The sequence below is a fragment of the Shewanella sp. SR43-8 genome (genome assembly GCF_014163775.1).
Taxonomy (GTDB): Bacteria; Pseudomonadota; Gammaproteobacteria; order Enterobacterales; family Shewanellaceae; genus Shewanella; species Shewanella vesiculosa.
Map to the genome: position 1 here is coordinate 81289 of NZ_JACJDX010000005.1, position 13254 is coordinate 94542.

Genomic DNA, 13254 nt, shown 5'->3' on the forward strand with positions numbered 1-13254 from the left:
AATGAGCGAAATGTGGTTGTTAGCGATTATCTTGTTAGCACTGGTCGGTGGGCTTCTTGCTGGGCTTGCAAAACCGGCTGCCATGTTTTTCTTCGCTTCATTACTTTGTTATCTGCTCGGGCTTGTTGATTTAACGGTCGCATTGGGTAGCTTTACCAATAACGGACTGATCACTTTAGTGCTGTTGGTGCTTGCCGCTACAGCACTGGAAAAAACCTCATTATTAGGCAAATTAAGCCATGTGATAGGTAAAGGTTCGTTATTTTCTACTCTAGCCAAGTTAGGTGTATCGACAGCCTTGTTGTCATCGTTTACTAACAATACTGCAGTAGTCGCCTCGTTAATTGGTGTAGTGCGCCGTAATCAAGCGCATGCGCCATCTAAGTTGTTACTGCCGTTAAACTACGCAGCCATTTTGGGCGGTACACTTACGCTCATTGGTACTTCCACCAATTTGATCGTTAACTCCTTTGTTGAAAATGCCGGTCTTGAGCCTCTAGGTTTTTTTGAGTTTTCACAAGTCGGCTCATTAGTGGTCATTAGCGGCTTAATAGTGCTGACCATTATGGCCAACTTTTTACCTGACAGACGTGAAGAAAACGAAGATGAGTCTCTGCCTTATCTGTTGGAAGCGCATGTGGCTAAAACGTCGAGTTTAGTGGGTAAGAGCGTACTCGAAAATCGTCTGCGGGCGCTGAAAAAGCTCTACTTAGTTGAATTAGAACGTAGCGGTATACGTATTTGCCCTGTGCCGCCACAAATGGTGCTGCAAGCTGATGACGTTTTACGTTTTAGTGGTGCGGTTGAGTCGGTTGAGTTATTGCATCAGTTTGATGGTTTAGAATGGTTCGGTAAGCAGCATGCAAAAGGTCAAAACCTGGTTGAAGCCGTATTAGCGCCATCATCGAGCCTAGTTGGCACAACCTTAAAAGATTCGCGTTTTCGTGAAGTGTTTGATGCAGCCGTAATGGCCATTCGTCGTGGACATTTACCGTTAAAAGGTGGGCTTGGCGACATAGTGTTACAACCGGGTGATGTATTACTCTTAACCCCTGGTGACCGTTTTTCTAAATGTCCTAATTTGACCACCGACTTTGCTGCTATCAGTGGCTTAGAGTTAAGTGTCCGTTTAGATAGTAAACGCGGTAATTGGGTCTTGATCGGGTTTGCACTCACCATTACGGCGAGTATTTTAGAAGTATTGCCCTTAGCCAAAGGTTTAGTCTTATTGTTACTTAGCTATGTGGCGATTGGCGCAATAACCTTAACTGAGCTTAAACGTCGCTTTCCATTAGAACTCGTGGTGATTGTAGGCAGTGCCTTGGGCTTAGCTAACTTGATGATTACCACAGGCTTAGCAGATGTCATGGCGCAAGCGATGTTAAGTGTGTTTAATGGTTATGGTGTGTTTGCCGCTTTTGTGGGCATTTATCTGATCACCTTAATTGTTACAGAGTTAATTACCAATAATGCCGCCGCAGCACTCGTGTTCCCGGTTGCCTTTGCTGTTGCAACCAGTTTTGGTGTCGATACCCGACCGTTTATTATGGCAGTAGTATTTGGCGCCAGCGCGAGCTTTATTTCGCCTTACGGTTATCAAACCAATCTTATGGTATTTAATGCTGGTAATTATAAATTCAGTGATTTTGTTCGCTTAGGTTTACCGTTATCAATTGTATATTCCCTAGTGGTTATCTTTTCGATCCCATATTTCTTTCCGTTTTAAAAAGTATTTAGTGTGGTGTCACAACCACTCGATAGGAGTAGTGATGAGCAATATTGTTTGGCATCAACATGCCATTGACCAAGCTGCCCGTGGAGCCCAAAAGGGCCAAAATCCAGTGCTATTATGGTTTACTGGATTATCTGGCTCAGGAAAATCAACCCTTGCAGGCGCATTAGAGCGAGCGTTATTTGAACACGGTTTTCATACCTATTTGCTCGATGGTGATAATGTTCGTCATGGTCTGTGTAAAGACTTAGGTTTTAGCCTTGATGATCGCGATGAGAATTTACGTCGTGTCGGCGAAGTCGCTAAATTGATGGTGGATTCAGGCCTAGTAGTGCTATCGGCATTTATCTCGCCTACCCGTGAAGAGCGTGATCGTGTCCGGGCGTTATTTCCCCAAGGCCAATTTGTTGAAGTGCATGTATCTACTCCATTGAGCGTGTGTGAGTCACGAGATCCTAAAGGGTTATATGCTAAAGCTCGTAAGGGGGAAATTAGTAACTTTACTGGTATTTCATCACCTTACGAAGTACCAGTATCTGCGGAGCTAACCATAGATACCAGTAAAGGCGATTTAAGCACACAAGTGAATGGTTTGTTGGCTTATTTAAAAGCCATTGAAGTGCTCAACCCAGCAAGACAAATTGCGGGTGCTGGCATTTAAACTGCACTAAATCGACAATTAAATTGATAACCTAATCAATCGACAAAAAAAGGGCTGATTATTCAGCCCTTTTTACTATTGAGATTAACTGCAACTCAATAGTCACGCCTTAAGCTTTGCCGCTCTAAACCAGTACTTGCTTTAATACTCTTTGCCAGTTTCCACCCATAAAACGATCGCGATCAGTGGCTTTAAAACGGGCTTTTTTCAAGGCGTCGTCGATACGGCTCATACGGTCAATATTATTGAGCTCGGGGATAACCACATGCTTTGGCTCAACATCAAACCCTAATACATTTTTGTCTTCTAGGCTGTGCCACCATTCTAAGTATTCTTTTATTCCTTCGCTGTTATCGTTGTCTAACGCTAATAAATTTTCTTGGCCGCGAAGTGGAAAATCATTGGCAATGGCGACACTATCGAATCCGCCAACTTTAGCAATATAAGCCAGTTGATTGATATAGTCTTCAATCGTTGGTACAGGTTTGTTCGTCAGCCAAAAGCTCATCATAAACACCCCAAAAACACCACCGCTATCGCCAATAGCGCGGATCACTTCATCAGGTGAGCAGCGGGCATTGTTTACAATCGCGCGCGCAGCACCATGGCTTTGGATAATAGGAGATTGACTGGCTTTAACAGTATCAAGGGCTGTTTGAGCACTAGAGTGACTGACATCGATAAGAATATTTTTACGATTCAGCTCTGTTATCAGCTCTTTGCCTGCAGATGTTAATGGCATATTTAAACTATTTAAGCCGTTATTATCTAAGGCACCACCAGCATAACGATTACCATAATGGTGTGTCAGTTGCAGTACCCGTAAACCCTGTTGATGTAAATTGTCTAATTGCCGCCATTCATTGCTTAAACCATCATCTTCAACACAATCAGCCCCTTGAATTTGAAAAAACACCGCTGTTTTTTGTTGCGTTCTGGCTTTACTTATATCTGTCCCTGTAAGTCCTTGCAGATACACATCGGGATTCGCTATGACTGAGTCAGCCGCTTGTTTAATGCTGTTGATGCAGGCTTGATAAGTGCGTTTATAGTTTTTAGTGCCATCGGCTTGTTCAATGGTTTCTACTGCTGAAATATCGGCAATAAAGGCATCGAGTTTTGAGGCCTTTACATCATTGATGTCGGTAGGTAAAAAAGATAACCCATCTACGTATATACGATGTGGTTTAGCTGCCCATGCTGGAAAGGAGCTTAAAGGGCTTAATAATGTGGCTGCTCCAAGGCCTTTTAAGATATGACGGCGAGCTTGGTTACAGACTTTTTGAGGCATTATTATTCCTTAGTGCTGGCGAGTGTTTCAGGTGCCAACATCGTGTGTATAGGCAACGATGGCCTGCGCTAATGCAGTTAAACCATTAGTGCGAGATGGACTTAATTGGCCACTGAGTCCAAGGTGGGCAAAATACTGGTTTACATCAAATTGTTGTATTTGCTCTGCGGTTTTACCTTGGCAAGCAACCAGTAATAATCCCATTAAGCCTTTTACGATACGAGCATCGCTATCGGCGATATAAAAATGCTGCTCGTTTAACCTGTAATGGTACAACCAGGCTTGGCTTTCACAGCCTTTTACTTGTGCGTCTTGGTGCTTAAATTCTGCCGCTAATGGCGGTATTAATTTACCGAGTAACATAATTTGGCGATATTTATCTTGCCAGTTATTCGCTTGCTCAATGAGGTTAACAGCATCAACTAATTCATCTGATAATGGTAAAAATAATTGCGCTGAAGGTGTGGTGCTTGGGTTTAACATGGTAATTCAATTAACCTCGGCTGTAGATAAAAGATGCGTTAGGATCAGCCTGTTGTGCCTTATGACTATAACAATAACTCTTTTACAGCATTAAGTGCATGAATAAATTGATCAACATCCTGCTTATTAGTATAGATGCCAATCGATGCTCGGCAACATCCATTTAAATTAAGGCTAGCCATTAGCGGCATGGCACAATGATGACCACAGCGAACCGCAACAGCTTGTTGATCGAGTAAAATCCCTACATCTTGATGGTGTTCACCTTGTAAATTAAAGGCCACAGCACCCACATTGATAGGGGCAATACCATACAATTCAATATCGCCCAGCTTTTGTAATTGTTGCTGTAAGTATTGCATCAATTGTTGTTCATGTGCGAGCAGTTGTTCGCGCGGCAATTGGAGCAAAAAGCTGATGGCGGCCCCGAGACCTATCACTTCAGCAATGGCTGGAGTGCCAGCTTCAAGGCGATTAGGTAGTGCACCAAATACAGTACGATTAAAGCTCACTGTTTTGATCATTTCGCCACCAGTGAGCATTGGAGTTAGTTGATCGAGTTGTTTATAGCGACCATATAAAATCCCCACACCAGTTGGACCATACATTTTATGGCCAGAAAACACATAAAAGTCACAATCAATTTGTTGTACATCCACCGATAAATGGGCAACTGCCTGAGCACCATCCACTAAGGTTAAGGCACCAACAGCTTTGGCTTTGGCGACGAGCTCATTGATCGGGTTTACTGTGCCTAGTGCATTTGATACATGGCTGATGGCGACGACTTTAGGCTTAAGTAGCAATAGTTGCTCAAATGCTGTCATATCAAGTTGGGCATCTGCGGTGAGTGGTATCGGTTTAATTACTGCACCAGTGCGCTTTGCCAGTTCTTGCCAAGGCACGATATTGGCATGGTGAGCTGCAGTATCAATTAAAATGACATCATTCGCTTTTATCTGTGACGTCAGCCCAAAGGCCACCATATTGATCGATTCAGTGGTGCCGTGGGTGAAAATAACTTCTTGAGATTGCGATGCATTAATGAAGTCGGTTACTTGCAAACGTACGGCTTCATATTGCTGAGTCGCTCTTGTCGACAATTGATGAGCCGCGCGGTGCACATTGGCATTATTGAATTGGTAATACTCGTTCATCGCGTCAATCACCACTTGGGGTTTTTGACTGGTTGCCGCTGTGTCTAAGTAGCACAAAGGATGATCGCCAATGGTCTGTTTTAGCGCTGGGAATTGATCGCGTAACGCTTGATGATCAAATAAAACAACAGACGATGCAAGCTTCATAAATAGGGGTTCTATGTTGAAAATAAAAGGCATCAAGATCTTCAGTGATCTTGATGCCTAATGCAAGGTTTTGTGGCAATAAGCTCAATATCGCATTTGCGCGTAGGCTAATAAACTTAAGGGCAAGGGAAGCGATATAAAGCCGATAGTTCATTAATTCTGCCCATCAACTCTGCCGATAAGCTCACCTTGTGGCTGTCGATATTTTGCTTTAGCTGATGTAAATCAGTGGCGCCAATAATATTAGAGGCGACAAATTTGCGGGTATTCACAAATGCCAAGGCCATCTCGGTAGGTGTTAACCCAAACTCACGAGCTAAATCGATATAAGCCTGTGTGGCTTCTAGCGCCATAGGGGTACTGTTATAGCGGGCAAAACGTTTAAATAAAGTCAGGCGTGCACCTTCTGGCCACTGATTATTTTCATATTTACCGGTTAATGCGCCAAAGGCTAAAGGTGAATAGGCTAATAACGGCACATCTTCACGATGACTAATTTCAGACATCGCGATTTCGTAACTACGATTAAGCAAGTTATAAGGGTTTTGCACGCTGATAATACGGGGTAAATCATGCTTTTCGGCTAATTTTAGGTATTTCATAAATCCCCAAGGGGTTTCATTTGAAATACCGATATAACGCACTTTACCTTGCTTAATTATTTCAGCTAAGGCTTCAAGGGTGTTTAAAATAGGAGTGTAATGTTCTTCTTTGTCATGCTCATACATCATTTCGCCGAAAAAATTAGTGTTTCTATCCGGCCAATGTAGTTGATATAAATCGATAGTGTCGATTTGCAAGCGTGATAATGAATCATCAACAGCTTGATGAATATTGCGCCAATCGAGTGCCATATCACTGCGGATATAATCACTTTTACCACCTGGTGCGGCTATTTTAGTCGCAATCACCAAATTATCACGGTTGCCCTGGGCTTGGAGGTAGTTACCTAAAATTCGTTCAGTGTCGCCCTGAGTTTCAGCTTTAGGCGGTACAGGGTACATTTCTGCGGTATCAATAAAGTTAATGCCTTGACCAATAGCATAATCGAGTTGAGCAAAAGCTTCTGCTTGAGTATTTTGTTCACCCCAAGTCATGGTGCCGAGACAGATCTTACTGACCTCAAGGCTAGAATGTGCGATACGTTGATATTCCATTTCATCCTCCTATGGAATGTGCTTAATCTGAGGCTAACAAGCTTTTGTGTCCTTGCAAAGCGCTATCATTTAGCAGAGAGAAAGAGTGAGTAAAAAATGTGCAATATGAGTGTTTTAAATCACTAAATTGGTTTTATCATAGCGATTTCACAGGCATCGTGGCCAGTTTCGCCTAAATGCTGACAATGACTAAAGCCAAGCTTTTCATACAGGGCCAATGCTTCAACTAATACCGCCGTGGTTTCCAAATACATTGATTGATAGCCTTGCTGTTTAGCAAATTCAATACATTGGCCTGTTATTGCCTTCGCTATACCTTGGCCGCGAATAGTGCGGGCAAAATACATTTTCTGTAATTCACATACCCCATCATTGCCAGGTAACGGGGCTACACCAGCGCCGCCGACCACTTTGCCTTGGTACTCAATCACCCAGTATTGTGAGCCTTGTGCGTCATAAACCTCGCTTAAACAGTCGAGGGTTTTGTCTGCTACGCTAAAGCCTTTATCAGGTGTTAAACCATATTCTGCTGATACTTCACGGATCACTGCGGCTAGGGCAGCATTGTCGTCAGCGTGTAGCGCGCGAATTATGGGAGGCTGCGCGTCGGCACTGATTGCATTTGTTGGGTCATTGTTAGTCATTAAATAATTCCGCATTGATAAAAGGAGCCATTGCCAGCACTAAAGCTTGGGTATAAATGCTTTCTCGGGTGGCTAAACCTCGAGTTAACAAGCCAATCGCGCCACCTTTTTGCTTAATATTATGGGTATTAAATACTCGGTCCATTACTTTGCCCAGTTCTTCACCCGCTTGTAAAGCGTTAAAAATATTCTGTGGTAGCGGTAAGTTGGCGCTGCGACCGACAGATAATTTATCGTTATGAATAATGGCCATATACGCAAAAGTGGCGGGGCCGTGATCAAACTGATCAACCCCACCTTCCATCGCCACATAAAAGTCCGCATTTTGATTGGTGATATGGGCGTTGTCTTGGCAAAACTTAGCTCGATTAATCGCCCCCAATTTAGTTTCTGCTTCGGTCATGGGCTGTTCTGCTACTAATGATGGGGCATGCATGCCATGACAACGGATTTGAGCATCAGGAAAATATAATTTAATCGCCTGTTGTGCTGCACTGATTTTAACTGGGTTGGTTGAACCAACAATAATCTCTAACGTTTGCGGTACTGCAAGTGATATCGGCATAGGGTGAGTTCTTTTTTTTGAGTTAATCGTGATGTTCACGCTAGTGAAATTAACCACATTGTATTGGATTTTCGTGCTTTTTGGTTTGATGTATGAGTGAATTTTATTGCTGATAACTGTAAGTCATTGTAAATAATGGCTTTGTCTAGTTGGTATGAAACCTGCTAATTAATGATTAATTGCTGCTAGTCATGCCTGTAACAGTTAACTCTGTTAATCACATTTGTGTAGCGGCCAAGCTTATTTTTATTCTTATAAAAGGAATTAGTCATATGTCTATACGTATCGCAACCATTAGTGTCACGGCCGGACTTATTTTAGGGGCAACAATCTTTGGTGCGTCGCAAAGTGAAGCTGAGTCTGTATTTTCATCATTAAAACCGTCGCTAGTCACTCATACGGATCTTAATTTGGTACAGCAACAATTGAATCTTGATGCTGGGTCGTTAACTGAGCTAGTAGCCAACACGGGAGCGGGTAAGTTAACGGTTGTTGGCGTAAAAGGTTTAAACGAAGTCGTGGTGCATGCCGATATTTATAGTCCGTCATTAGATCAAGATGATGTTGAAATTAAACTCAGTTTGACCCGCAAAGGTAACCAAGCCTATTTACTATCAGAAATCCACAGTGATCATGTTATAGGTGAATCACCTTTTATCGATTTATTAGTTAAAGTGCCACCCACACTAGCCCTTAAAATAAATGATGGCTCAGGTGCCATTCAAATAGATGATATCAGTGCCGATATTGATTTAACCGATGGTTCTGGGAGTATTGTCATCAACCGTATTGGTAAATTGGTATTAGTTGATGGCTCTGGGTCGATTGATATTACCGATGCTAAAGGCGCTATTAGGTTGCAAGATGGCTCGGGATCTATTCGTATTAGTGATGTTGTTGGCGATGTTGCTATCAATGATGGCTCTGGTTCAATCAAGGTTAATCAAGTATTGGGACAGGTTGAAATTGAAGATGGTTCCGGTAGCATTAATGTTGCTAACACTAAAGGCTTAACCATACATAATGCCGGTTCTGGCAGTGTTAATTATCATGACATCGATGGCCCATTGATACTCGACTAATTCGCCCTTAATATTTAATTGAGATGAGCGTAGATAAGGTTTTTAGCTCAAGATATTCACATTAACGCTAATCAAACCGGCTCAGGTGCATTTTTGTTTTAACGCCAAGTTTAATCATGGCATCATGTCTCTCCGATATGAGTCAATTAGCATTAGATAAGTAAGAGTTCATCATGGCAAAGAAGTTTTATGTAGTATGGGCCGGCCGAGAAACGGGCATTTTTACCAGCTGGGATGTCACTAAGCGTGCAGTGGATAAATATCCACAAGCCAAATACAAATCCTTTGCCACCGAAGCGGAAGCCAAAACTGCGTTTGCTCAATCACCGGCAAACAGTATTGGTAAAAGTGCACCCGCTAAAAAAGCGGCAGGCTCAGCAACAGTGACATCTGCTGGATCTGTATCAACCAAAACTCAAGGTGCCAATCAAGCAGTGTTAAGCCAATTTGATGTGGTCATTTATACCGACGGCGGTTGTGAACCTAACCCAGGTAAAGCCGGGTCGGGAATGGCGATATATCGCAAAGGCGAGTTAGCCGAATTATGGTTTGGTTTATATAATCCAAATGGTACCAATAATACCGCTGAACTGAATGCGTTACACCAAGCATTAATTGTCGCTAAAAAGGTCATAGCTGCGGGTGAAACTGTGCAAATTATGAGTGACTCACAGTATTCAATTAAATGTGTTTGTGAGTGGGCATATGGTTGGAAAGCTAAAAACTGGACGCGAAAAACCGGCGAAATAGCGAACCTTGAAATTATCAAGCAAGCACATGAGCTATATGATGCAATGAAAGCGGATTTGGTATTACAGCATGTTGCAGCCCATATTGGCATTGAAGGGAATGAGTTGGCAGACAGAATGTCGATCCATGCTATCGATCAACAACATAAAAGCTTTAGCCAATATCCTGCGCCAATGGATATCAGCAAGATTCTAGGGTTACGCACTGGTTAGCGATTGTCGCGATAATTTCTCAATAACAGCGGTTTATTGACCCCCCAAAAAAAACAAAACAAAAAACAAAAAAGCCGGATAATTCCGGCTTTTTGCATTTATCTTATGATTTCTCAGCGTTACTTAGTATTTTCTTCGTACATTAAGTAATGGCTTTGCTGCATACCCAGTGACTCATAGGTTTTTTGAGCAATCTCATTGTCATGTTCAACATATAGGCGGAAGCTCGCAGTGCCGCCATTTTCTGCCGCTAAGTCTTTTACTGCTTGATACAGTTTGGCGTAAATACCCTGACGACGATTTTGCGGGCGTATATAGACGCTTTGGATCCAATAATAATTACTTGCGCGCCAGTCGCTCCACTCGTAAGTGACCATCAAAGAACCAGTTATTTCACCATCAACTTCAGCGACTAAATATACTCCGCGCTCTGGATGGTTCAGCAAGCCTTCAACCCCGCGGGTTAATTGCTCAGTGTCTAATGAAAGGTTTTCGGTTTCCATTGCCATAGCTTGATTAAACTGAACTAGAGCTTGTAGGTCGGCATGTTGGCCTATTCTTATTGTCATGAATTTCTCGTTTTTATAGGATGTTCTGTGGATATCATACCTTTCCACTTAATAAATGTATTGGCCTGTTGCGTCAGTAAATGTGTACGCCAATAACGGGTGACATAATATCTAGCGCATGTTTACAGCGTCAATGCTTGAGTGTGGTCTCGTCGAGCTCTCTCTGCATTAGCTCTAGGTTTCAACCCTTAATATAAACATTCAACTATTGTTCAATCCGCTTGATAGCATGTTTACAGGCCGGTAATAAAACAGCTGAATTAATTTTGTGCAACATGAGATTGTCCATAATATAAAAAGATAGCGACATTGGCATGTTGAAAAATAATCCACTTAAGCTGTTCATGGGACCATTTTTACGTGTGTTAATACTCATAATGTACGGCGACACGCCAGTCTATGCATGGATTAGGGCTGATTTATTTAAGATTGTCCACTAACGTATAATTGAAATTATTGTGACGATGCAGTAATGTGACGCCACGACAATTTAGATGAATGTCACAAACTGCATAAATTGATGGAGATAATTATGAAAGTTGCTGTATTAGGTGCTGCTGGTGGTATCGGCCAGGCGCTAGCTTTACTGTTAAAAACTCAACTGCCTGCGGGCTCAAAGTTGTCTCTGTATGACATCGCACCTGTTACTCCTGGTGTTGCGGTAGACTTAAGTCACATCCCAACAGACGTAGAAGTAAAAGGTTTTGCTGGTCAAGACCCAACAGATGCATTGGTTGGTGCTGATGTCGTATTAATGTCTGCTGGTGTTGCGCGTAAACCAGGCATGGATCGTTCTGATCTATTCAATATCAACGCAGGTATTGTACGTAACCTAATGGAAAAAGTGGCAGTAACTTGTCCTAAAGCATTAGTGGGTATTATTACTAACCCAGTTAACACTACCGTTGCGATTGCTGCTGAAGTATTAAAGAATGCCGGTGTTTATGATAAAAACCGTTTATTCGGTATCACAACACTTGACGTTATCCGTAGCGAAACCTTCATTGCTGAGCTTAAAGGCTTAAATGTTGCTGACGTTAAAGTTAACGTTATTGGCGGACACAGCGGTGTGACCATTCTTCCATTACTTTCTCAAGTTGAAGGCGTGACTTTCACTGACGAAGAAGTGGCAGCAATGACGACTCGCATTCAAAACGCAGGTACTGAAGTTGTTGAAGCTAAAGCCGGTGGCGGTAGCGCAACATTATCAATGGGCCAAGCGGCATGTCGCTTTGGTTTATCATTGGTACGTGGTCTTCAAGGTGAAGCTAACGTTGTTGAATGTGCCTATGTTGACGGCGGCAGTGAGCACGCGACATTCTTCGCCCAGCCAATTTTACTTGGCAAAAATGGCGTAGAAAAAGTATTACCTTACGGTGAAATCAGTGCATTTGAAGCTAACGCTCGTGATGCAATGTTAGATACCCTTAAAGGTGATATCAAATTAGGCGTTGAATTTGTTAAGTAATTAACACTATCAATGATCTAAAAACGCGAAGCTAAGGCTTCGCGTTTTTTTTATTTAACATGACTAGTACCGCAATCAATACCGCCTTTATTTCCAGCATCCCGCCGTGTCAACCTATGTGAGTTTCCCGCGCTATCATCCCAATCCATGACGACATATTCGCCCCAAATGCCCTATGTGGATCTAAAGTGCCATTGCTGTTTGCAGTAAAATTGAGCAAGTTATGGTTATGTTAAATTTGGAAACCGCTGAAATGAGCAATAAACCATACAGCTTAATTAAATCTGTGTTTTTACTGTGGTGGATTTTTTTAATCCAACCTATTCAAGCTAATGAAACACCTTATCTTCCACTAACCGATTTTGGTGATAATCCTGGTGCGTTAACCAGCTTTTATCTTCCGCTAACGGAAGACCTAGATACCTCTGATAGCGCTAATTCGTCGTTAATTGTGTTACTTCATGGTTGTATTCAAGATGGCGTCGAACTGGCTAACAAGAGTGGATTAACCGCTTTAGCGTTAGAGCATCATTTTGCGGTATTAGTGCCACAACAAAGTTATGACAATAACGTAAAACGGTGTTTTAACTGGTTTGCTAGTCAAGATACACAACTCGATAGCGGTGAAATACTGTCAATAAAAAACATGATCTTAGCCACTCAAGCAAAGCTTGGGATAAAGCATGTCTACGTGATTGGGTTATCCGCGGGTGGGGCTATGGCCAGTGCAGCCTTGGTCAATTACCCTGATCTATTTCAACGCGGTGCTGTCATTGCTGGGTTGCCATATCCATGTGCTGATAATTTAATTAAAGCGATATCGTGCATGAAGCGTGGCCCAGCTCAGTCTGCCGAAGAGTTAGCTCAATTTGCTCAAGCCGTACACCCACAGCAAAAAAGTTGGCCTTCACTGTCCATTTGGACCGGTGACAGTGACACTGTCGTCGACGCGAATAATGCGCAGATGCTTGCTTCTCAATGGCAAATATTGACTCAATCTGGCGCCAAACCAGAAGTCAACACTCAGTCTGGCTACAGTATTTCGCGCTGGAAAGACCCTCAAAATAACACAGTAATAGAGCTAGTCACTCTTAAAAATTTCGGCCATGGAATTGCCGTTAATCCAGATATTAAAAATGGCGGAGTAGAAAGTGACTTTCTACTCAAAGCACCAATAAGTAGTGTCACTGAGATAATTAAGCTTTGGGGGCTTTAATCAAGGTCTTCACATAACTTTTTGTTTTTAATATGTAATACCAGGTTTATTTTCAACACCTATAGACCAAAGCACATACTACTATAGTACCGATTCAATGCACTTGAAAATACTATAAAG

13 protein-coding genes are annotated in these 13254 nt (G+C 42.4%); 6 read left to right on the forward strand and 7 right to left on the reverse strand.

Annotated features, from left to right (window positions below):
* Window position 1 precedes the first annotated feature (1 nt).
* Entirely contained in the window at window positions 2-1726 is a 1725-nt protein-coding gene (locus H5114_RS07775) for an SLC13 family permease (protein ID WP_182697584.1), read from the forward strand.
* A gap of 43 nt (window positions 1727-1769) precedes the next feature.
* A complete protein-coding gene (gene cysC / locus H5114_RS07780; protein ID WP_124015435.1) occupies window positions 1770-2393 on the forward strand; it encodes an adenylyl-sulfate kinase in 624 nt (207 codons plus the stop codon).
* 124 nt (window positions 2394-2517) lie between these two features.
* Here the strand turns inward: cysC and H5114_RS07785 are convergent, their stop codons facing one another.
* The 6 genes from H5114_RS07785 to yjjX form a co-directional block, all read right to left on the reverse strand.
* Window positions 2518-3684, reverse strand: a complete 1167-nt coding sequence (locus H5114_RS07785; protein ID WP_182722620.1) for a membrane dipeptidase — start codon at window positions 3682-3684, stop codon at window positions 2518-2520.
* Window positions 3685-3711: 27 nt separating this feature from the next.
* The gene (locus H5114_RS07790; protein ID WP_182697582.1) at window positions 3712-4167 is read right to left on the reverse strand and encodes a SufE family protein; all 456 of its coding nucleotides are present in this window, start codon (window positions 4165-4167) and stop codon (window positions 3712-3714) included.
* A gap of 65 nt (window positions 4168-4232) precedes the next feature.
* Window positions 4233-5471, reverse strand: coding sequence for an aminotransferase class V-fold PLP-dependent enzyme (locus H5114_RS07795; protein ID WP_182722621.1), 1239 nt, complete (start codon window positions 5469-5471; stop codon window positions 4233-4235).
* Window positions 5472-5587: 116 nt separating this feature from the next.
* The gene (locus H5114_RS07800) at window positions 5588-6628 is read right to left on the reverse strand and encodes an NADP(H)-dependent aldo-keto reductase (RefSeq protein ID WP_182722622.1); all 1041 of its coding nucleotides are present in this window, start codon (window positions 6626-6628) and stop codon (window positions 5588-5590) included.
* A gap of 122 nt (window positions 6629-6750) precedes the next feature.
* The gene (locus tag H5114_RS07805; protein ID WP_182722623.1) at window positions 6751-7272 is read right to left on the reverse strand and encodes a GNAT family N-acetyltransferase; all 522 of its coding nucleotides are present in this window, start codon (window positions 7270-7272) and stop codon (window positions 6751-6753) included.
* Window positions 7265-7837, reverse strand: coding sequence for an inosine/xanthosine triphosphatase (gene yjjX, locus H5114_RS07810; RefSeq protein ID WP_124015444.1), 573 nt, complete (start codon window positions 7835-7837; stop codon window positions 7265-7267). Before yjjX ends, H5114_RS07805 begins: the two co-directional genes overlap by 8 nt.
* Before the next feature lie 272 nt (window positions 7838-8109).
* Between yjjX and H5114_RS07815 the strand changes: the two genes are divergently transcribed.
* Together H5114_RS07815 and H5114_RS07820 are read left to right on the forward strand one after the other, a co-directional pair.
* Window positions 8110-8919: a hypothetical protein gene (locus H5114_RS07815; protein WP_182697578.1), complete on the forward strand. Its 810-nt coding sequence runs from the start codon at window positions 8110-8112 to the stop codon at window positions 8917-8919.
* A 173-nt stretch (window positions 8920-9092) separates the two neighbouring features.
* On the forward strand, window positions 9093-9881 hold the full coding sequence (locus H5114_RS07820) for a ribonuclease H family protein (protein ID WP_124015446.1): 789 nt from the start codon (window positions 9093-9095) through the stop codon (window positions 9879-9881).
* A gap of 119 nt (window positions 9882-10000) precedes the next feature.
* Here the strand turns inward: H5114_RS07820 and H5114_RS07825 are convergent, their stop codons facing one another.
* Entirely contained in the window at window positions 10001-10450 is a 450-nt protein-coding gene (locus tag H5114_RS07825) for a GNAT family N-acetyltransferase (RefSeq protein WP_182697576.1), read from the reverse strand.
* Window positions 10451-10982: 532 nt separating this feature from the next.
* Between H5114_RS07825 and mdh the strand changes: the two genes are divergently transcribed.
* Window positions 10983-11918, forward strand: a complete 936-nt coding sequence (gene mdh, locus H5114_RS07830) for a malate dehydrogenase (protein ID WP_011638612.1) — start codon at window positions 10983-10985, stop codon at window positions 11916-11918.
* A gap of 253 nt (window positions 11919-12171) precedes the next feature.
* A complete protein-coding gene (locus H5114_RS07835) occupies window positions 12172-13134 on the forward strand; it encodes a PHB depolymerase family esterase (protein ID WP_124015449.1) in 963 nt (320 codons plus the stop codon).
* The last annotated feature ends 120 nt before the right edge of the window (window positions 13135-13254 follow it).